At 68.7% G+C, this 20778-nt stretch carries 16 protein-coding genes and 1 pseudogene; 5 read left to right on the plus strand and 12 right to left on the minus strand.

Features of this window, described 5'->3' with window-relative positions; all coding sequences use genetic code 11:
* Nucleotides 1-3: 3 nt before the first annotated feature.
* The 8 genes and pseudogenes from purH to BMX93_RS02775 form a co-directional block, all read right to left on the minus strand.
* The gene (purH, locus tag BMX93_RS02740; RefSeq protein WP_091967493.1) at nt 4-1557 is read right to left on the minus strand and encodes a bifunctional phosphoribosylaminoimidazolecarboxamide formyltransferase/IMP cyclohydrolase; all 1554 of its coding nucleotides are present in this window, start codon (nt 1555-1557) and stop codon (nt 4-6) included.
* On the minus strand, nt 1550-2155 hold the full coding sequence (purN, locus tag BMX93_RS02745; protein WP_091967497.1) for a phosphoribosylglycinamide formyltransferase: 606 nt from the start codon (nt 2153-2155) through the stop codon (nt 1550-1552). The genes purH and purN overlap by 8 nt, the downstream gene beginning before the upstream one ends.
* Before the next feature lie 25 nt (nt 2156-2180).
* Complete coding sequence (locus BMX93_RS02750; protein WP_143052794.1) at nt 2181-3617, minus strand: cell division protein PerM; 1437 nt, start codon at nt 3615-3617, stop codon at nt 2181-2183.
* Nucleotides 3618-3681: 64 nt separating this feature from the next.
* Nucleotides 3682-4578: a succinate--CoA ligase subunit alpha gene (gene sucD / locus BMX93_RS02755; RefSeq protein ID WP_091967503.1), complete on the minus strand. Its 897-nt coding sequence runs from the start codon at nt 4576-4578 to the stop codon at nt 3682-3684.
* A gap of 114 nt (nt 4579-4692) precedes the next feature.
* A pseudogene (gene sucC / locus BMX93_RS02760) lies at nt 4693-5859 on the minus strand (ADP-forming succinate--CoA ligase subunit beta); the annotation flags it as partial.
* Nucleotides 5860-6132: 273 nt separating this feature from the next.
* On the minus strand, nt 6133-7026 hold the full coding sequence (locus BMX93_RS02765; protein WP_091967511.1) for a carbon-nitrogen hydrolase family protein: 894 nt from the start codon (nt 7024-7026) through the stop codon (nt 6133-6135).
* Nucleotides 7023-8393: an APC family permease gene (locus BMX93_RS02770; RefSeq protein ID WP_091967514.1), complete on the minus strand. Its 1371-nt coding sequence runs from the start codon at nt 8391-8393 to the stop codon at nt 7023-7025. The genes BMX93_RS02765 and BMX93_RS02770 overlap by 4 nt, the downstream gene beginning before the upstream one ends.
* A 97-nt stretch (nt 8394-8490) precedes the next feature.
* Nucleotides 8491-9882 (minus strand): aspartate aminotransferase family protein, encoded by a 1392-nt coding sequence (locus BMX93_RS02775; protein ID WP_091967517.1) that lies wholly within the window; start codon nt 9880-9882, stop codon nt 8491-8493.
* A 184-nt stretch (nt 9883-10066) separates the two neighbouring features.
* On the opposite strand from BMX93_RS02775, the gene BMX93_RS02780 reads away from it, so the two are divergent.
* Nucleotides 10067-11200 (plus strand): PucR family transcriptional regulator, encoded by a 1134-nt coding sequence (locus tag BMX93_RS02780; protein ID WP_091967520.1) that lies wholly within the window; start codon nt 10067-10069, stop codon nt 11198-11200.
* A gap of 56 nt (nt 11201-11256) precedes the next feature.
* Here the strand turns inward: BMX93_RS02780 and BMX93_RS02785 are convergent, their stop codons facing one another.
* Nucleotides 11257-13737, minus strand: coding sequence for a UvrD-helicase domain-containing protein (locus tag BMX93_RS02785; protein WP_091967523.1), 2481 nt, complete (start codon nt 13735-13737; stop codon nt 11257-11259).
* A gap of 142 nt (nt 13738-13879) precedes the next feature.
* Here BMX93_RS02785 and BMX93_RS02790 point away from each other — a divergent pair, with 142 nt between their 5' ends.
* Entirely contained in the window at nt 13880-15145 is a 1266-nt protein-coding gene (locus BMX93_RS02790; RefSeq protein ID WP_091967526.1) for a phospholipase D-like domain-containing protein, read from the plus strand.
* Between the two features lie 12 nt (nt 15146-15157).
* On the opposite strand, the gene BMX93_RS02795 is transcribed toward BMX93_RS02790, so the two are convergent.
* Together BMX93_RS02795 and BMX93_RS02800 are read right to left on the minus strand one after the other, a co-directional pair.
* Nucleotides 15158-15859, minus strand: coding sequence for a response regulator (locus BMX93_RS02795; protein ID WP_091967547.1), 702 nt, complete (start codon nt 15857-15859; stop codon nt 15158-15160).
* The gene (locus tag BMX93_RS02800) at nt 15856-17229 is read right to left on the minus strand and encodes an ATP-binding protein (protein ID WP_245725686.1); all 1374 of its coding nucleotides are present in this window, start codon (nt 17227-17229) and stop codon (nt 15856-15858) included. The genes BMX93_RS02795 and BMX93_RS02800 overlap by 4 nt, the downstream gene beginning before the upstream one ends.
* Nucleotides 17230-17405: 176 nt before the next feature.
* On the opposite strand from BMX93_RS02800, the gene BMX93_RS02805 reads away from it, so the two are divergent.
* The 3 genes from BMX93_RS02805 to BMX93_RS02815 are packed head-to-tail and all read left to right on the plus strand — an operon-like array spanning nt 17406 to nt 19061.
* Complete coding sequence (locus tag BMX93_RS02805) at nt 17406-18500, plus strand: PspC domain-containing protein (RefSeq protein WP_091967557.1); 1095 nt, start codon at nt 17406-17408, stop codon at nt 18498-18500.
* A complete protein-coding gene (locus BMX93_RS02810; RefSeq protein WP_143052795.1) occupies nt 18497-18700 on the plus strand; it encodes a hypothetical protein in 204 nt (67 codons plus the stop codon). The genes BMX93_RS02805 and BMX93_RS02810 overlap by 4 nt, the downstream gene beginning before the upstream one ends.
* Nucleotides 18701-18758: 58 nt before the next feature.
* Nucleotides 18759-19061: a PspC domain-containing protein gene (locus BMX93_RS02815; protein ID WP_091967563.1), complete on the plus strand. Its 303-nt coding sequence runs from the start codon at nt 18759-18761 to the stop codon at nt 19059-19061.
* A 100-nt stretch (nt 19062-19161) separates the two neighbouring features.
* Here the strand turns inward: BMX93_RS02815 and guaA are convergent, their stop codons facing one another.
* Nucleotides 19162-20715, minus strand: a complete 1554-nt coding sequence (guaA, locus tag BMX93_RS02820; RefSeq protein WP_091967566.1) for a glutamine-hydrolyzing GMP synthase — start codon at nt 20713-20715, stop codon at nt 19162-19164.
* Between the last annotated feature and the right edge of the window lie 63 nt (nt 20716-20778).

A 20778-nucleotide genomic window follows, 5' to 3' on the forward strand; every position in this document is an offset into this window, starting at 1 on the left:
TGATCAGTGGAAGAAGTGGCGGTTGCCGGTGAAGTACAGAGTGACACCGGCCTGGGTGGCGGCCGCGATGGTCTGCTCGTCGCGGATCGAGCCGCCGGGTTCGACAATGGCTCGAACCCCGGCGTCCATGAGGATCTGCGGGCCGTCGGAGAAGGGGAAGTAGGCGTCGGAGGCAGCAACCGAACCCTTGGCCCGGTCACCGGCCCGGTCGACGGCCAGCCGGCAGGAATCGACCCGGTTGACCTGACCCATCCCGACCCCCACGGAGGCGCCGTCGTGGGCGAGCAGGATGGCATTGGACTTGACAGAGCGACACGCTGTCCAGGCGAAGCGCAGATCGGCCAGTGTCGCCTCGTCGGCGGCGGGGCCCGCCTGCAGCACCCAGTTGGCGGGATCGTCGCCAGGAGCGTCGAGTCGGTCAGGATCGCTGACGAGCAGCCCCCCGGAGATCTCACGCCACATGGAAGGCTCGAAGCGGTAGTCCTCGGCGAGCAGGATGCGCAGATTCTTCTTGGTGCGCAGCAGTTCGAGAGCATCCGGATCGTAGCCGGGGGCCACGATCACCTCGGTGAAGATCGGCTTGACCTGCTGTGCCATCTCGAGGCTGACCGGGCGGTTGGCGGCGATCACGCCGCCATAGGCCGACAGAGGGTCGCAGGCATGGGCCTTGCGGTGCGCCTCGGCGATGTCGGCACCCACCGCGATACCGCAGGGATTGGCGTGCTTGATGACGGCCACTGCCGGGCGCTCGTAGTCGTAGGCGGCCCGGCGGGCTGCATCGGTGTCGGTGTAGTTGTTGTAGCTCATGGCCTTGCCGTTGAGCAGCTGGGCGCCCACCAGGCCCGGTGCGGCGCCCTCGAGGGCGTAGACCGCCGCACGCTGGTGGGAGTTCTCGCCGTAGCGCAGGTCGCTGACCTTGTGCGCAGCCAGTCCGGCGAATTGCGGAAGACCCTCGGAGGTGGTCTGCTCGGCGAGCCAGCTGGCCACTGCCGCGTCGTAGGCAGCCGTGTGCGCAAAGGCCTGGGCGGCCAGGGTACGGCGCTGCTCCAGGGTGAAGCCGCCCTTCGAGAGGGCCTCCTCCACCAGTGCGTACTGAGCGGTGCTCGTGACGATTGCCACCGAGGGGTGGTTCTTCGCCGCGGCGCGCACCATGGAGGGTCCGCCGATGTCGATCTGCTCGATGCAGGCATCGAATTCGGCACCGGAGGCAACCGTTTCGGTGAACGGGTAGAGATTGCTGATGACCAGATCGAAGGGCTTGATGCCGAGCTCGTCGAGCTGCTTGCGGTGGGTGTCGAGACGCAGATCGGCGAGCAGCCCGGCGTGGATTGCCGGATGCAGGGTCTTCACCCGGCCATCAAGGCATTCAGGAAAGCCGGTGAGCTGCTCCACCGGCGTCACCGCCACGCCGGCGGCTGCCAGCCGCTTCGCGGTGGAGCCGGTGGAGACGATCTCGACACCCGCGTCCGCCAGGGCCCTCCCGAGCTCCTCGAGCCCTGTCTTGTCGTAGACGCTCACCAGGGCCCGTGCAATGGGCTTGCGGGTGGATTCAGACATCGATCACCTTTCCACGGTTGGCTGCCAGGTCGTTCACTGTGTGCACGAGCATGTCACGTTCGGCCACCTTGATACGTTCGTGCAGCGTCGCCTCGTCGTCGTCGGCGACGATCGGGACCTCGTGCTGCGCAATGATGGCGCCGGAGTCGACCCCGTCGTCGACCCAGAAGATGGTGGCGCCGGTGCTCTTGGCACCCGCGGCCAAGGCGTCGCGGACCGCGTGGGCGCCGGGAAAGGCTGGCAGCAGTGCCGGGTGGCTGTTGATGATGCGACCACGGAATCCGCTCATGAAGGGCTGCCCGAGCAGCTTCATGAAGCCGGCCAGCACGATGAGATCGGGATCGTAGCGCTCGACGGCCCGGGCGAACTGCTCGTCCCAGGCGGCACGCGCCGCACTGTCACGCGCCAGGAGGACCGGCATGGGCACACAGAACGTGGGCACCCCCGCCGTTCGGGCACGCTCAAGACCTGCGCAGTCAGGCATCTCGGAGCCGACCGCCACCACGCTGGCCTGCAGCCGGCCGTCCCGTTCCGCATCGAGCAGGGCCTGGAGCAGTGTGCCGGCGCCGGAAACCAGGACGACGACGCGGTAGTTCACGTCGGCAGTCTAGCCTCCGCCCGGGTCAGGACCGGGACGCCCCGCTGGTGCCGGGTCTGGTGCGGGTACGGCGCCTGCCCCCTGCGGCGGTGGGCGCGCGGGCTGCCCGATCGGCCGCGTCGCCTCGGAGAGGCCTCAGTACGACGGCCAGCCAGCCACCCACCATTGCCGATGCGCCGAACACGGTGGGCGCCAGGACCACAAGCATCGGGAGCCGCGCCCCCAGGCCGACCAGCTGTGTCGCACCGAGGCTGCCCCGGGCCAGGAGCTCCAGGAGGCAGTACGCCAGGCCGGTGCCAAGCCCCACGACAAGACCGACCAGCGCGGCCGTGTCTGCGCGCAGCGGTGTGGCGCGCGTCCGCCGGGAGGCCTCGTCGCGGCGGACGCGCACCGCCACCACACCACCGATCGCTGCGCATGCTGCGCCGGACAGCAGCCACAGCAGGCCCCACGGGGAGCCACCCGAGGTTTCGGGCAGCGCGCCGAACAGCGGGATCGCCGGGACGATGCCGGGCTGGGTGTGTACCGGGCTGTAGAGCGCCGTGGTGCCCACCGTGAACCCGGCGCCGAGCAGCCATGACCCGGTCCACAGCACCGCATTGGGCACCCACATGGCTTGGCCGAGCGAGAACAACACGGAGCCGAGGGCTCCGGGCACGAGTTCCTCATGGGCCCAGATGATCCGCTGGCGCCCGGCGATCACGGCAGCACCGAAGACCACGGAGCTGACGAGAAGGAAGGCAGCGAGCGCCACCGCGATGCCTGCGGCCAGGCCCGAGATCCAGCCTGCGTGGCTCAGGCCGATGACACGCCAGCCCAGGGCTCGTCCGGCACCGATCAGGGCGAACAGCCCACCGACGATGAGCCCCCCGACGATCGCGCTTCCGGTATTGCGCGGCTGGCCGAGCAGGTTGACAGCGATCACGAGCACGAGCACGTAACTCATCGAGAACCACATCCCCACCCGCATGGCCAGCGCGCCGGGCGCCGTTGTGCGGATGTTCGCCGAGAGCCCTGCCCGATCGGCGAACGGCTGGGCTCGCGAGGAGCGGAGCGGACCCCTCGCTATGGCAGCGCTCAGCGAGCACACCATGACGACGATGATCGCGGTGAAGCCCAGGGGCACGAGCGTGACCGCGACCCCGTCCAGCACGAAGGGCACGCCGTTGGCGAGCAGCCAGGCATGGATCGAGAAGGCCACGACCTGTTCGAAGCCCCCAGGCGCACCGGAGCCGAGCCAGGCCAGCGAGCTATAGGCCAGCACCACGAGGATGCCCGCAGCTGCGGTGCCGAAGGCGGCGAGCACGCATGCCAGCCTCCACGGCACAGCCGCCATCCAGCTCAGCCCACGACGGTGGGTCTTGCCACTGCCGGACCGCCGGGGCCAGCGCACACCCTGGCCCGGCCCGCGCATCCGGGTGCGTGCGGCGGTCTGCGGTTCTGCGGATCCGCGCGTCCTCATGGCCACCTCCGTCCCGACATCGCTTCGACGATACCGGAGTGGCCACGGCCGGTCTTCGCGCCGCTCAGCTGACCTGCTCGGGCAGGGACTGCACCACCTCACGCATGAGCCGTGCGGTCTCGCTCGGAGTACGTCCCACCCGGACGCCTGCGGCCTCCAGTGCGGCCTTCTTGGCCCGGGCTGTGCCCGAGCTTCCCGAGACGATCGCGCCGGCATGGCCCATCGTGCGTCCCTCGGGTGCGGTGAAACCGGCGACGTAGCCGACCACCGGCTTGCTCACATGATCGGCGATGAAGGCTGCGGCGCGTTCCTCGGCATCGCCGCCGATTTCGCCGATGAGCACGATCGCCTCGGTTTGCGGATCGGCCTCGAAGGCGGCGAGGGCCTCGATGTGGGTCGTGCCGACCACCGGATCTCCCCCGATGCCGACGGCCGTGCTCATGCCAAGGTCGCTGAGCTCCTTCATGAGCTGGTAGGTCAGCGTCCCCGACTTGGAGACCAGGCCGATGCGTCCCGGCCCGATGATGTTCGCCGGGATGATGCCGGCGTTCGCCACAGAGGGCGAGATGATGCCCGGGCAGTTAGGTCCGATGAGGCGAGTGCCGGCGTCCAGGGCGGCCTCGACGAAGCGCGAGCTGTCCTGCACGGGCACGCCCTCGGTCACGCACACCACCAGGCCGATTCCGGCGCCCACGGCTTCCATGACCGCCTGGTAGGTGCGCGCCGGCGGGACGAAGACGACCGAGGTATTCGCCCCCACTGCCTCGACGGCCTCGCGCACGGTGTCGAAGACCGGCAGCTCGCGGCCGGGCACCGGGAGGCGATGGCCCCCCTTGCCGGGCGTGACACCACCGAGCACAGGGGAACCGGCCGCGGCCATGAGGCGGGTGTGCTTGGTGCCCTCCGAGCCGGTGATGCCTTGGACGATGATGCGAGAGTCCTCGTTGAGCCAGATGGTCATCGTTCAGCGCTCCCTCGCGCCGGCGGGCGCGTCTTGTGACTGGCTCGCGCCGGCGGGCGCGTCTGGTGACTGGCTCGCGCCGGCGGGCGCGTCTGGCGACCAGCCCGTGTCGGGCTCGTGGACCGCCAGCTCGGCTGCCCGGCGAGCCGCATCGTCCATGGTCTCGACCAGCGTGATCGCAGGATCGGCAGCTTCGCGCAGGATCTCCCGGCCCTGCTCGACATTGTTGCCATCGAGGCGTACCACCACGGGGACCGGCAGCTTCCCGACGAGCTCGACCGCCCGGACGATGCCGTGGGCCACCTCGTCGCACGCGGTGATGCCGCCGAAGATGTTCACGAAGACCGAGCACACCTGGGGATCCGAGAGCACGATGTCCAGGGCGTCGGCCATCACCTGGGCCGATGCTCCGCCGCCGATGTCCAGGAAGTTCGCGGGGCGTGGACTGCCGGGCAGGTCCTCACCCGCGCGGGCCACCACATCGAGGGTGCTCATCACGAGTCCCGCGCCGTTGCCGATGATTCCCACCTCACCGCCGAGGCGCACATAGTTGAGCCCGCGCTGCGCCGCCCGCAGCTCCAGCTCGTGGACGCCCGTGTCGTCGCGGTGGACGGTGTTGCTGCGGTGGCGGAACAGCGCGTTGTCGTCGAGACTCACCTTCGCGTCGGCGGCCAGGATCTGCCCCGATCTGGTGAGGACGAGCGGGTTCACCTCGACCAGCAGGGCATCCTCGGCGACGAACACCTCGCCCAGCTTCACCAGCGTCGCCACGAGCTCTTCGCGAAGCTCGTCGGCGAAGCCTGCCTGCCGAACGAGGCGGGCCGCTGTCTTCGCGTCCAGGCCGGATCGGGGGCTGACTGGCACCCTGGCCAGTGCCTCGGAGCGCTCGCGAGCGAGCGTCTCGATGTCGACCCCGCCCTCGGCCGAGCACAGCGCCAGCCAGCGCCGTTCGGCCCGATCGACGAGCAGCGAGAAGTAGTACTCGGCGGCGATGTCGATGCCCTCGACCACGAGCACGGCACGCACCACATGGCCCTTGATCGTCATCGTGAGGATGCGCTCGGCGGCGGCCTCGCATTCCTGAGCGCTGTGACACACAGCGATGCCACCGGCCTTGCCGCGCCCTCCCGCTTTCACCTGCGCCTTAACGACGACCACCGGACTGCCGAGCGATACGGCTGCCTGGCGCGCCTGTGCGGGAGTGCGGGCGAGGATGCCGCGCGGCACCGCGATGTGATGGGCCGAAAACAACTCCTGGGCCTGGTACTCGTAAAGGTCCACTGTGCTCTCTTCACTCGGCACCGACGGACGGCACCGGATGGCGGGATGGGATTCACTTGTGCCCGGCCGGAGCCGGGTGCAGCCGGGTCAGCGTCGTCGTCCCGGGCCTGCGGTCCTCGGATCGGCCGATCCACACTGCCCGGCCAGCACCGATGAGGTCTGGGACCCCCGACTTCGGGAGCACCAGATGCCTGATGAACTCCCCTCCGACGATAGCCGGTACCCGGCCTTCAGCCCAGCCAAACGGGCATTGCGAGCTGTCGGGATTGCGGCTCAGTCACGGCTCCAGGCCCGTGGATCGATGGATCCGCGGTAGGCAGGCAGCTGCAGCGGGGCGTCGTCCTCGCGGAAGAAGGCCCATGGCCTGGTCACACCCGCCGTGCCCTCGCGGCGCACCCGGTGCACCTCGTCATGGTCGATGGGCACCTCGAGGACCCCTGGTTCGCACCCGCCCAGCTGCGCGAGCACCTCGCCCTGGGGGCCGAAGGCCGCCGAGCGGCCTACTCCGGGAGGCGAGGCTGCGTTGAGCGTGACGACATTGATCTGCTGGGTGATCGCGTGGGCGCGCGCCAACACCATCTCCTGCTCGCGGTCGGGAGTGGTCGTCTTCACGAGGTTGAGGATGGTCTGCGCACCGAGCCAGGCGAGATTGCGGGCAACCTCGGGAAACCATGAGTCGAAGCAGATGGTCAGCCCGAACCTGCCCACCCCCTCGATGTCGAACACGCAGAACTCGCCGCCCGGCGTATAGGGCTCCTCGGGACGCCAGGGGAAGATCTTGCGGTAGCTGGCGACGAGATCACCGCGCGGTCCGAGGACGACGGCTGTATTGAACAGCTCCCCGCCGGGTCCCAGCTCGCACAGGCTGCCCGGCACCAGCCACACCCCCAGCTCACGGGCCAGCCGTCCCAGCCGGGCGACGAGCGGTCCGTCGAGGGGCTGGGCCGCGGCCCGCAGGACCTCGGGGCGGGCGAGGTCCGGTTGCCCGTCCGCACACAGGTGCATCTCGGGCCAGACCATCATCTGAGTCTGCGGGTGGGCGTCCAGCAGGTCACGACAATGCCGTTCGAAATGCTCTGGGGGAGCCGACAGCGGCAGCGGGGTGGCCTGGACGGCGAGCACTTGGAATGGGCGATGCGTCTCGCGCGGTTGCGTGGGCGCGCTCATGCCCCGGCATCCATCTGTGGCGGAGGCCGGCGGAAACCGCGGGTCAGATAGGTCAACACGACAACTCCCAGTGCCAGCCAGCAGCCGCCGACGATGAGCGCCGCGGCGTCGAGCTGGGTGAGCAGAAGGACGACGACCAGCGCGCCGAGGGCCGGGAGGAGATAGCCGGGGAGCACCCTCACCGTGACGCCGCGGGCACGCTGTGCGCGGCTCAAGGCGATGGCGGAGACGTTGACCATCGCGAAGGCGATGAATGCGCCGAAGTTGATGAATGACGTCGAGGTGCTCACATCGAGGAAGCATCCGATGAAACCCACGGCGGCCACCACGAGAATCGCATTGCGGGGTGTCGCGGCGCGTCGGGTGAGGGCCCCGAAGAATCGCTTGGGCAGGACACCGTCTCGCCCCATGGCGTACATGAGGCGCGATGCCGAGGCCTGCGCCGCAATGCCCGAGGCGAACTGACCGACCACGAGCCCCACCAGGAAGACCGCCGAGCAGAAGGCTCCCCCGATCCCCTTGGCGATGTCGAAGGCAGCCGAGTCGATATCGATCACATGGACCAGCGGATGGACCAGCTCGGTGAAGTAGGTGGAAACCACGAAGATCCCGCCGCCGATCAGCGCGGTGAGCATGATGGCCCGGGGAATGGTCCGGTCGGAATCCACCGTCTCCTCCGCCAGGGTCGTCACGGCGTCGAAGCCCAGGAACGAGTAGGCGGCGGTGGCCGCTCCCGCCGTGAGTGCCGAGAGGCTGGCCGGCTCGCCGATGAACGGGCGCAGGCTGATCAGGGACTGGCCGTGATGGGTGACGGTGTATCCCGCCAGCACGGTGAACAGCGCGATGACAAGCACCTCAGTCGCCAACAGGATGAGATTCGCGCGGTCGGCGACCTTGATGCCGAAGATATTGAGGGCGCTCGTCACCACGATGAAGCCCACGATCCACACCCAGTTCGGGATCGTGGGGAACTGCGCATTGAGATATGAGGCTCCGATGAGCCAGATGACCATTGGTATGAACACGTAGTCGAGCATCGAGGCCCAACCCACGAGGAAGCCGAGGTGATTGCTCACCATCCGGCGAACGTAGCTGTAGGCGGAGCCGGCGACCGGGATCTCCCGGGCGAGCCGGCCGTAGCTCGCAGCGGTGAGCAGCATGGCAATGAGCGCGATGAGATAGGAGCCCGAGGTGCCGCCATGGGACTTCTCCGAGATCACCCCGAAAGTTCCCAAGACGATGATGGGTGCCAGATAGGCCAAGCCGAAAGCCAGCACCGAGTGCAGGCGCAGCTGCCGGTGCAGCCGCCCTGCGGGCTCGGGAGGGGCTGTGGGGCTTGCCAGCTGTGTGGCGTCGGTGGTGGGCATCGCGTGCCTCCTTCGTCTGGGGTTTTCGGCCCGGCCGTGCGGCCGCCCATATGGTTTCGGTCATATGGTTCGGGCCGTATGGTTCGGGCCGTATGGTTCAGGCCGCGGCGCCCCGCGGGCCGTCCGCCGCGCTCGTGGCAGTGCACCGCCCCAGGGCGGCCTCGAGGATGTCCAGGCCGGCGTCGAGCTGAGCATCGGTGATCACCAGCGGTGCCAGGAAGCGCAGCACGTTGCCGTGGGTCCCCGCGCTCTCGACGAGGAGCCCGTGGGCCGCGCAATCCCTCACGAGCGCCGAGACGAGCTCGGCATCGGGCTCCTTGCTCGCACGATCCTTGACGAACTCGAGGCCGATCATGGCGCCCAGGCCCCGGATGTCACCGATCGCCTCGAAGCGGTCGGCCATCTGCCGGTACCGGGCGCCGACCTTCTGACCGATCTGCACGGCGCGCTCGGGCAGCCTGTCGCGATCCATGATCTCCAGCACCTTGAGCCCCGCCGCGCAGGCGAGCGGGTTGCCGTTGTAGGTGCCGCCGATCACGCCACCGGGCACCGATTCCATGATCTCCTCACGGGCCACCACGGCGCTGAGCGGGATGCCGGCGGCAATGGACTTGGCGCTGGTCACGATGTCGGGGGCAGCCCCGGCCTCGCGCCAGTACTCGGTCGCGAACAACCGCCCGGTGCGCCCGTAGCCGCACTGCACCTCGTCGGCGACGAGGAGGATCTGGTGCTCATCACAGATGCGGCGCAGCGCCTGCACCCAGGAGATCGGCGCCGGGATGAACCCGCCCTCCCCCTGCACAGGCTCGACGACGACGGCAGCGACGCTGCTGGCGGGAGACGCCTGCTCGAAGACCTCTTCGAGACGCCGAAGGTAGTAGTCGATGGCCTGCTGTCCGCTCAGTGCCCCGGGGGCGCGGTAGAGATCGGGGAAGTCAGCCCGGCAGACACCGTCGGGGAAGGGCCCCATGCCCACCGAATAGGCCTTCTTGGCGGTCATTGCCATGGTGAGCAGGGTGCGTCCGTGGAAGGCCCCCGAGAACACGACGATGTTGGGGCGACCCGTGAACGCCTTGGCCATCTTCACGGCGTTCTCGTCGGCCTCCGCACCGCTGTTGGCGAAGAATGTGCGCCGCTTGTCGCCTCGGACCGGGGCGCGTCGCGCGAGTTGCTCGGCCAGATCCACGAATCCCTCGTGGGTGATGATGTTCGACATCGCATGGAAGTAGCGGTCGGCCTGCTGCTTCACCGCAGCAACCACCTCGGGGTGGGAGTATCCGACATTGAGCACCCCGACGCCGCCGACCCAATCGAGGAAGCGATTGCCGTCCACGTCCTCGACCATGGCTCCCGCTCCGCGCTCGATGACCACTGGATAGCCGCAGCGGACCGCGCTCGGGACCACATCGGCGCGGCGGGCGATGATCGCGGCGGCGTGCGGTCCGGGCAGCGTCGGTGTGACAATGGCTGGAAGTGCTGTGCTGAGCATCGTCTCTACTCCTGAAGTCGTCATCCCAGGACACCTCAATGCCGGTGTCCCGATCTACAGTCTCGGCGCGCCGGCTGGTTCCCCGACAGGTCCGGTCGGCACAAGGATGGGGCAATCGTTTGTGCTGTGAGCACAACCTGCTGGCACATGAGCCGGTGGCTGGCGAACTCGGGAAGGGTGAACGATGGGCGGCTTCCGGACCGAGACCTCGGTCGAGATGCTGCACCGTCTCACCGCCGGCCGTTTTTCTCTCGAGCTGTGCGCCGGAGCATCGGGCCTTGCCAATTCCGTGTCGTGGGTCTATCTCGGCGAGGACTTGCGCAATGTCGAGTTTCTGCGCGGTGGTGAGTTCGTCATCACCACAGGCCTGTTCACCAAGGACGGCACAACTGTGGACGAGTTCGTCGGGGCACTCATCGAGCACGGCTGCGCCGCGCTTCTCGTCAATCTCGGGCCCTATCTGGACCGCAGCCAGCTCAGCGCCGAACTGCTGGCTCGCTGCGACACCACCGAGTTCCCGCTGTTCGTGATGCCCTGGGAGATTCACCTCGTCGACATCATGCAGGAGATCTCGGTGGCCCTGCTCGACGCCCGCCACCGCGAGGGTGGTCTCGACGCTGCATTCGAGGCCGCGATCTACCAGCAACCGGTGCCCACCAGCGTGCTGCACGGCCTGCACCAGTTCGGTTTCCCCACCCACGCCCCCTATCGAGTAGCCGTCATCCACAACCTTGTCGATCTCACGCCGATACGGTCCGCCCTGAACCGCACTGGCGTGCGGTACCACATCTTCCGGCACGACAACCTCCACGTCCTCGTCCATGGGGCCGAGGCGCCGGGCACCAGCGAGTCGGAGATCTCCGCCCTGCTGTGCCGCCACAGCAGCACCTCAGTAGGCATGAGCGCGACCATCCCCGATCTCAGCGAGCTGGGCAGTGCCTTCCGGCGCGCCCTGTTCTCGCTGTCGGTGGCCGACCTGTGGCAGCGTCCCTATGTCAGCTTCGCCGAGCTGGGCGCCCTCCAGCTGCTCTTCTGCGTCTCGGACTCACGAATGCTGGAAGATCTGTGCGCCAGCTATCTCGGCCCGCTGATCGCCTACGACGAGGCACACGAATCCGATCTTGTGCGCACTCTCCAGGTTTTCCTCCTCGCGGACGGAAGCGTGCGGTTGACCGCCGAGCGATTGCCGGCCCATCGCAACACCGTGGTCTACCGGATGCGGCGCATCAAGGAGATCCTCGGTGTGACGCTCGATCTCGCCACCGAGAAATTCAACCTGCTCCTGGCGCTCTACATCCGCGAGTACCTGGCCATGTGAGCCCGGGAGCCGCCCCGCCGTGGCCGCACCGCTGCCTTCGCCGGCGGGCGGTGGGCCTAGAGCTTCTCCAGCGGCGCGAATCGCAGGGCGAGCCGCTTGATCCCGCCCGAGCCGAAGTCCACGTCGGCCTGGGCGCTGTCCCCCGAGCCCTTGGTGGACACCACCGTGCCAAGGCCGAAGGAGGGATGCATGACGCGGTCGCCGGCGTCCAGGCTGGGGATCGTGCGTCCGCCGGGCACCTGGCCGCGGCCGGTGCCGAAGACCGGGCCCGAGGGCTCCAGGGAACGCCTCGAGTCGGCGAGCCGGGCCGAGGCGGTGGTCTGCCAACCGGCAATCCGGCCCGCGGTACGGCGCCAGTCGATGAGCTCCTGTGGGATCTCCTCCAGGAAACGGCTGGGGGGATTGGCCTGCGGCTTGCCCCACATCGAGCGGACCAGCGCCCGGGTGACGAACAGCCTGCGCCGGGCGCGGGTGACGCCCACATAGGCCAGCCGGCGTTCCTCGGCGAGTTCGCCCGTCTCGGCCAGGGCTCGAGCGTGGGGAAAGACGCCGTCCTCCATCCCGGTGAGGAAGACCGTGTCGAACTCCAGGCCTTTCGCGGTGTGCAGTGTCATGAGAGTGACGACCCCCGAGGAGCCCGGCTCGGCATCGGGGATCTGGTCGGAGTCGGCAACCAGGGCGATGCGCTCGAGGAAGGCACCCAGCGAGTCGTCTGCTTCGGGCATCGCGCCGACCAGCTCGTCGGCCAGTTCGCCCGGATCGGCGTTGGATCCGGTGTCGGCCCGCAGCCCAGCATCGAGATCGAGGGTGTGCGCCTGGGCCACGAACTCCTGGGCCACCGCGAGCAGCTCGACGAGGTTCTCCACGCGCGTCTCGTCCTGGGGATCGGTGGAGGCCTTGAGCTCGTCGACAAGCCCGGAATCCTTGAGCACGGCAGCGAGCACATCATCGGCGGGCGCCCCGGATTCCACGAGTCCGCGAAGGCCGGCCATGAGCGCACCGAAGGAAGCCACCTGGTTGCGGGAGCGAGTGGCGAGCCCCGGTATCTCCTCGACGCGTTCGATGGCCTGGCCGAAGGTGATCTGCTCACTGGCAGCGAAGAGCTCGAGCGCCGCCTCGGCCCGGGCCCCGATGCCACGTTTGGGAACGTTGAGGACCCTGCGCACCGAGACGTCGTCGGCCGGGTTGGCGAGCGCCCGCAGATAGCCCAGCGCGTCGCGGATCTCGCGACGTTCGTAGAAGCGCACCCCGCCGACCACCCGGTAGGGCAGGCCGAGCCTGATGAAGACCTCCTCCAGCGCCCGCGACTGGGCGTTGGTGCGATAGAAGACGGCGATATCGCGATAGTCGGATTTGCCCTGGTCGTGCAGTGCATCGATCTGCTCGGCGACCCAGCGCGCCTCGTCGTGCTCGGAGTCGGCCGTGTAGCCGATGACCGCCTCGCCGTCCCCAGCATCGCTCCACAGTCGTTTCGCCGGACGCCCGGAGTTGTGCTGGATGACCGCATTGGCCGTCGAGAGGATGGTCTGAGTGGACCGGTAGTTCTGTTCCAGCAGAATCGTGCGGGCCCCAGGGAAGTCCTTCTCGAAGTCAAGGATGTTGCCCACATCGGCGCCACGGAAGGCGTAGATCGACTGGTCGGAATCGCCCACCACCATGAGCTCGGGGGCGCCGATCTGCGGGCCCGACCCGCCGCCCGCCGCCGGAGCGCACAGCTCGCGGACGAGCATGTACTGGGCGTGGTTGGTGTCCTGGTACTCGTCGACGAGCACATGGCGGAAGCGCCGACGGTATTCCTCGCGGATCTCGGGATGGCTGGCCAGCAGGGTGACCGTCACCATGATGAGGTCGTCGAAGTCCACGGCATTGGCGGCCACGAGCCGGCGCTGGTACTCCGCATAGGCCGCCGCGTGGAGCTGGTCGTTGCCGCTCTCGGCGCGCTCCAGAGTCATGGCAGGGGTCAGCAGCTCGTTCTTGGCATTGCTGACCCAGTTGACGAGGGCGCGTGGCGCGAAGCGTTTCGTATCGAGATTCTGGTCGCGCAGCACCATGCTCATGAGCCGTTTGGTGTCGGTGTCGTCGTAGATCGAGAAGCTGCGACGCAGCCCGATCTCGGGGGCCTGTCCCAGCTCGGAACGCAGGATGCGCACGCACGCCGAATGGAAGGTGGACACCCACATGGCCCTCGCCGGCCGCCCGACCAGCGAGGCCACCCGGCTGCGCATCTCGGCGGCGGCCTTGTTCGTGAAGGTGATGGCGAGAATCGACCCGGGCACGACGCCGCGGTGCTCGATGAGCCAGCCGATCCGGCGGGTGAGCACCCGCGTCTTGCCCGAACCGGCACCGGCCACCACGAGCACGGGCCCGCCCTCGTGGACGACGGCCTCGCGCTGCGGCGGGTTGAGCCCCTCCAGGAGCTGTTGGGCCCGTGCGTCCAGGCAAGGAGCAGGCCCTCCGGTAGCGGCATCGCCAGGCTCGAGGCAGTCGAGTCGCCTGCCGAACTCGGCGAAGGGATCAGCATTGGTGGGTTCAGTCATGGCCCCTCAAGACTAGGCGCGCCGGCTCCCCTCGTCCCCCGAGCACTCGCCGCCCAAGACCTGGCCGGCGCTGGCCCGATTGCTCGCCGCTCACCGCGACCGGGTGAAGGGCATGCCAGTTCGGCGCCAGTACTGTGTGTCCATGCCTGTCACACCCCGATCCCGCCGCATCATCCGGAACGCCGCACTGGGTCTGTTCGGAGCCCAGTGCGCTGCCGCCGGCACGCTTATGGCGGTCGATGCCGTGCGCAAGCAGCGGGCCAATCCCCCGGAGTTCCCTCTCAGCGAGACGATGGAGGCACACGCCGGTGACGACCAGCTGTCGGTCTACGGCTATGGGGCGCCGCTGTTCGACGACATGATCGAGGCCATCGAGTCGGCCCAGCACAGCGTCTACTTCGAGACCTTCATCTGGAAGGCCGACCCGGTGGGACAGCGGTTCAAGGATGCGCTCATCGCAGCAGCCGAGCGCGGGGTCGATGTCCATGTGGTCTACGACGTCTTCGCCAACCTGGTGGTCGATCCGCGGTTCTTCCGGATGCCCGACACCGTCCACGTCAAGCGCCATCCGCTCTTCCAGTCGGCGGCCTTCTGGCGGCTGCGGAACACCGGGCGTGACCACCGCAAACTCCTCGTCGTGGACTCACGGGTCGCCTTCGTGGGCGGTTTCAATATCGGCGCGCGCTACTCGCACGACTGGCGCGACACCCATGCCCGGGTCATCGGGCCGACCGTGGCGGAGCTGGAGAACGCCTTCGTCGCCTATTGGAATCTGCGTCCGGCCCACCTGCTGCCCAACCTTCCCAGCTGGAAGCCGTCGACCAAGCCCGAGCTGCCTGCCGTGAAGAACCGCAACTGGCAGGGCCAGATCGCCATCCAGCGCAATACCCCTCGCTGGGCCGTCTACCCGATCCGCAATATGTATCTGGAAGCCATCGACCGTGCCGAGCGCAATATCTGGTTGACGACGGCATATCTCATTCCCGACGAGGACTTCCGGACAGCCCTCGGCAGGGCCGTCGACCGGGGGGTCGACGTGCGGATCATCGTGCCGGCCGAGTCGAACCATGTGGTCGCCGACTGGCTCTCGCGTGGCTTCTACTCGGGCATGCTGCGCGACGGCATCCACCTGTACCTGTTCCGCGGTGCCATGGTGCATGCCAAGACGGCCACCATCGACGGGGTGTGGTCGACCATCGGAACGGCAAATCTCGACCGGCTCAGCCTGCTGGGCAATTACGAGGTGAACGCCGAGATCCGCAGCCATGAGGTGGCCGCCGTGCTGGAAAGGCTCTTCCTCACCGACCAATCCAACTGCACCGAGCTCGAGCTGGAGCACTGGGAGAGCCGAAGCCTTCTCGCGAAGGCCACCGAGATCCTGCTCGCACCGTGGCGCCCGCTGTTCTGAGCCGGTCCGCCCTCAGACCAGCTTGCGGTCAGTGGCCCATTTGGTGAGCTCGTGACGGTTCGACAGCTGCAGCTTGCGCAGCACGCTGGACACGTGGGTCTCGACCGTCTTGATCGAGATGAACAGCTCACGGGCCACCTCCTTGTAGGTGTAGCCGCGCGCAATGAGCTTCATGACCTCACGTTCGCGCTGGCTGAGCCGGTCGAGATCCTCGTCCACCGACTCCACCGAGATGGATCCGCTGAACGCATCGAGCACGAAACCCGCCAGCCGCGGGCTGAACACCGCATCTCCGGTCGCCACCCGGTCGATGGCCTCCACCAGTTCGGGGGTGCTGATCGACTTGGTGACATAGCCGCGGGCCCCGGCCCGGATGACGCCGATGACGTCCTCGGCGGCATCGGAGACCGACAGCGCGAGGAAGGTGACCTCCGGCGCGCTGCGATGCACCTGGGAGACCACCTCGGCTCCCCCGCCGCCGGGCAGATGCACGTCGAGCAGGACGACATCGGGCCTGGCCTGGAGGATCACGGCGACAGAGCTCGCGACGTCCTCGCCCTCACCGACCACGTCGACCAGCTCGGGGGAGGCGCTGGTCAGCTCGTGGCGCACCCCAGCCCGGAAGATCGCATGGTCATCGACGAGGACTACCCGCCAAGGGCCCTCGTGGTCTTCGCCGCCGGTTTCTACCAGCGGTTGCGGAACATCGCTCATCGCGGCATCTCCAATCTCACTTCGGTACCCTCGCCGGGCGCCGTGCGCACCCGGGCAGAACCACCGTGCCGCTCCATGCGCTCCACGATCGATCTTTTCACACCCATCCGGTCGTCCTTGATGTCCGAGAGCTCGAATCCGGCGCCACGATCACGGACGAAGACCTCGACGCGCTCGTCGTCCACCTCCGCGTAGACGTCGATGCGGTTGGCCCCTGAGTGCTTCGCGGCATTGGTCATGGCCTCCCGGGCAGCCTGGATGGTGGCTGTCAGGCCGTCGGTGACCGGCGCATCCCCCACGCAGACCACCTCGATGGGGACGCCACGCTCGTCCTCCACCTCGCTTCCAGCAGCCACCAGCGCGGCGTGGAAGGTCTTAGGGCCGGGATTGTCGGCATACAACCAGGAGCGCAGCTCCCGTTCCTGGCGGCGCGCGAGGCTGGCGACCGCCTTGGGGTCGTCGGCCTGGCGCTGGATGAGCGCCAGGGTCTGCAGCACGGAGTCATGCAGGTGCGCCGCCATGTCGGCCCGGGCGTCGGCGAGCAGCTTCTCCTCGCGGGCCTGGTTGAGACTGGTACGCATCTGGTTGATCCACGGCGCAGCGACGACACAGAAACCCACCAGGGTCAACGCCGCGACTGCCAGCACCGAGGGCAGGTTCGGCCCGCTGACCTGGCTATAGGCCACCAACCACACGGCCGCGCCGACCATCGACATGCCGGCCGCCATCCGAAGCGCCGAGGCCCAGCGAGCCCCGCTCACCAGCGGGGCAAGCCAGCGCGGCGTCGCCTCGTCACGCTCGGCGGGTGTGTCCGCCTGACGCCAGACCAAGGCCACGCCCACCGCGGCCAGAGCGATCGGCCAGAAGAAGGCGTTGCCGGGGCCGAAGCCGATCTGCCTGCCCGCCAGCATGAGGCCGACGCACAGCGCCACGACGGCAACGACGCTCACCGTCGCCTGGGCACTTCTCGCCCGTGGGGTGCGCCGCATATCGGCATGCCGGGCAGCGGCCAGTCCGGGAGCCTCCGGCGCGGGGGGCTCATCGGGAAGCAGCACCCACAGCGCGGCATAGACGACGACGCCGAGATAGTCGGCCATTGCCAAGAAGACGACGCACAGACGCACGACCCAGACCGGCCAGCCCAGGTGCACCGCGACGCCGGTGCAGACCCCGCCCAGCCAGCGTCCCTCGTGGCGTCGCACCAACGCAGGACGCTCGGGAAGGCGACGGCCCACGGGGCTCGCGCCACCGCCCGGGCTCGCACCATCCAGCGGGCTCGCGCCATCCAGCGGGCTCGCGCCACCACCCGCGCCGCTCACCTGCCCGGCCGGGCCGCGACCGCTGCCTGTGCCGGCATCGCTGCTCGTCACCGTGCCACCTCCCCCGCCGAGTTCTCCGATTGTCCGGGCTCACCAATCAAGACTCCCACGTCTGCCACCCGATCCGAATCCGCCTGGCTGCGCACGGTCCGGCAGGACTGCAAGTGGGGGTGGGTTCAGGGTGAGGCCGCATGGGCGGCTCCAGAGCCACGCGCCAGACTTGAGCCATGTCCTTGCCCGCCCCGCACCGTGGCCGCACCGGCCCAGTGCGCACCGGCGGAGACCGCCCTCGGACCAGAAGCCGGCCCGGCCTGGTTCGCGACCCGCAGCGCGGGTACACCGGCGGGCTGTGCCAGGCGGTGGCACAGCGCTACGGCATCGATCCGATGCTCGTACGGGTGCTCGCCATCGTCCTGGCGCTGAGCTCGGGACTCGGGGTGGGACTCTATGTGACCGTCTGGTCGCTCACACCGGCGGTGAACCAGCGCGACGCCCCGCTCGACCGCATCCTTCCCGGTGCGCGCAGATGGGGACCCACCAGTGTCCTGGTCTACGCCGTGACGATCACCGGGGTCGTCGTCATCCTCGTGGGGCAGGTGACTCCACTGGGCTGGTGGCCGGCCATCGTCTTGCTGCTCGCCTGGCTCGCAGTGCGTCACCTCGGCCGCCAGCCCACCGTGGCCGCCCGTCCTGCGGGGCTGATGGGCCACGGACGCGGCGGCGGTCGCGCTCTGAGCGTCGTCACATGGGCGAGCCTGCTGGTCGCTGGGCTGGCGGCGGTCGCGGCGGCGGCGAGCGCCCCGCGCTGGACGACCCTGTCGCGGCTGTTGTGCGGTGCCGCTGCCGCGCTGCTCGTGGTGGGGCTCGGCCTGGTGGTGGGCTCGAGGTGGGGGCTCTCGCGGATCTTGCGCAGTACCGGCATCGTGCTCGGCGCGGTGGTGCTCTCCCTCGACGCCCCTTATCTCGTCGTGTCGAGCGCCTCGAGCCGCGCCACGACCCTGCGCTACGCCGACGCCGCCGCCTTACCCAGCGGGCCGCTGGTCATCCACGACGCCGAGGCGCGTATCGACCTCAGCGCGCTGCAGGGCGCCCAGCCGCTCAGTGTCAGCCTGCAGGCCAGCAATGCGGTCATCCACCTCATCACTCCGGCCGGCCGTCCGGTGCAGATCAGCTTCGAGTGCACGGCGGCCCAGGTGCGGATACCGGGCGCTTCGGGCTGCAGCGGGATGGGCTCGGGGCACTGGAGCCGCGGCGGAGGAACCGGTGGGCCCCTGCAGATCTATCTGAACGCGCGTGGCTCGGACGTGCAGGTGACACCATGAAAGTGCATCGACGCAGCGCGCCACGTCCGGCAGAGATCGGCTCGGCACTTGTCTGGGGCCTGCTGTTCATCGCCATCGCCGTCATGGCGCTGCTGGTCGCCACCGGAGAACTGAATACCTCCTCGCTTCGCTATCTACTTCCGGCGACACTCATCGTGGCCGGGGCGCTGGGGCTCCTGGTGAGCCGCCCGCGCCGCTGAGGAAGATCACCGACCGGCCCCTGCCGGTCCGGTCCACACTAGGGAGAGGAAAACCACCATGAGCGAACGCAAGCTTGTCAGGAGCAGGGATCACCGAATGATCGCCGGAGTCGCCGGCGGTATCGGGGAGTATCTGAACATCGATGCCAATATCGTGCGCCTGGCCTTCGTGCTCGTCGCCGTGTTCACCTTTGGAACCGCCCTGCTGCTGTACGTGGCGGGCTGGCTGCTGCTGCCCGACGAGAAGGACGGCGTGCGCGGCTTCGACGAGGTCCGCGAGCGTATCCAGGACTTCCAGCACGGGCGCTCCCGGCGCGACGACCCGAACCAGGACACCTTCGATCCCTACGCGGAGAAGTGAGAGGCACAGGCCCGCGCGGCCCACGGACGCTCAGTGCACCGGGCCGCGCAGGACTGTCCCCTCGCCGCTCACGAAGCGGCCGGCGAGCCGGGCCGGCCCCTCACTCCCATTCGATGGTGGCCGGTGGCTTGCTCGTCACGTCGAGCACGACACGGTTGATCTGGCGGCATTCGTTGGTGATCCGGGTGCTGATTCTCTCCAGCAACTCATAGGGCAACCGCGACCAGTCGGCCGTCATGGCGTCCTCGCTCGTTACCGGGCGCAGCACGATCGGATAGCCGTAGGTGCGTCCGTCGCCCTGCACCCCGACCGAGCGCACCTGGGCAAGCAGAACCACCGGCATTTGCCAGACCTGGCGGTCCAGGCCAGCCGCGCTCAGCTCCTCGCGGGCGATGGCATCGGCGTCCCTCAGCAGATCGAGGCGTTCGCGGGTGACCTCGCCGATGATGCGGATGGCCAGTCCGGGACCGGGGAAGGGCTGGCGCCACACCATCGAGTCGGGCAGGCCGAGTTCGGTGCCCACTGCCCGCACCTCGTCCTTGAACAGGGTGCGCAGCGGCTCGATGAGCGTGAACTGCAGGTCCTCGGGCAGGCCGCCCACATTGTGGTGGCTCTTGATGGTGGCGGCGCCGTCGCCTCCGCCGGACTCGACGACATCGGGGTACAAGGTGCCCTGCACGAGGAAGTCGATGCCCTTGTCCCCGGCGATCCCGCGGGCGGCATCCTCGAAGCTGCGGATGAACTCGCGGCCGATGGTCTTGCGCTTGGTCTCCGGATCGCTGATGCCTTCCAGGGCTGCCAGGAAACGCTCGGATTCCTCGGCCACGACAAGATCGACGCCGGTGACGTCGACGAAGTCGTGCTTGACCTGCTCGGCCTCGCCCTTGCGCAAGAGACCGTGGTCGACGAAGACGCAGGTGAGCTGATCGCCGACCGCGCGCTGCACCAGCGCCGCCGCCACCGCCGAGTCGACGCCGCCGGACAGCGCGCACAGTACCCGCCGGTCCCCGACCTCCGCGCGGATCGCGGCCACCTGGTCGTCGACGATCGAGCTGCTCGTCCAATCGCCTGTGCAGCCCGCGATATCGAACAGGAAGTGCTCGAGCACCTGCTGGCCGTGCACGGTGTGCGCCACCTCGGGATGCCACTGCACACCGGCCAGCTTCAGCTCGGCGTTCTCGAAGGCGGCCACCGGCGCGCCGATGCTGCTGGCCAGCGTCGTGAACCCGGCCGGCGCGGCGGTGACCGCATCGCCATGGCTCATCCACACCGGCTCCGTCGGCTCGAGTCCGGCAAGGAGCGCGCCGGCCTGCCGGACACTGACACCGGTGCGGCCGAACTCGGATTCACCGGTCTGGCGCGCCTGCCCGCCAAGGGCGACGGCCATCGCTTGGAACCCGTAGCAGATGCCCAGGACCGGGACCCCTGCGGAGAACAGTGCCGGGTCGACCTGCGGGGCACCCTCGGCGTAGACCGACGCCGGGCCACCGGACAGGATCACGGCCGTGGGGCGGCGGGCGGCCAGCTCCGAGACGGAGAGCGTGTGGGGCACGATCTCGGAATAGACATGTGCTTCGCGGACGCGCCGGGCGATGAGCTGCGCGTACTGCGCACCGTAGTCGACAACCAGCACAAGATCATGGCTTGTGGGCATGGGGCGATTCTATGGCTCCGGACGCCGGCCCCCGGAATCGGGCCGGGCCGGCATGGCACGCCT

The organism is Propionibacterium cyclohexanicum (assembly GCF_900111365.1).
GTDB lineage: Bacteria > Actinomycetota > Actinomycetes > Propionibacteriales > Propionibacteriaceae > Propionibacterium > Propionibacterium cyclohexanicum.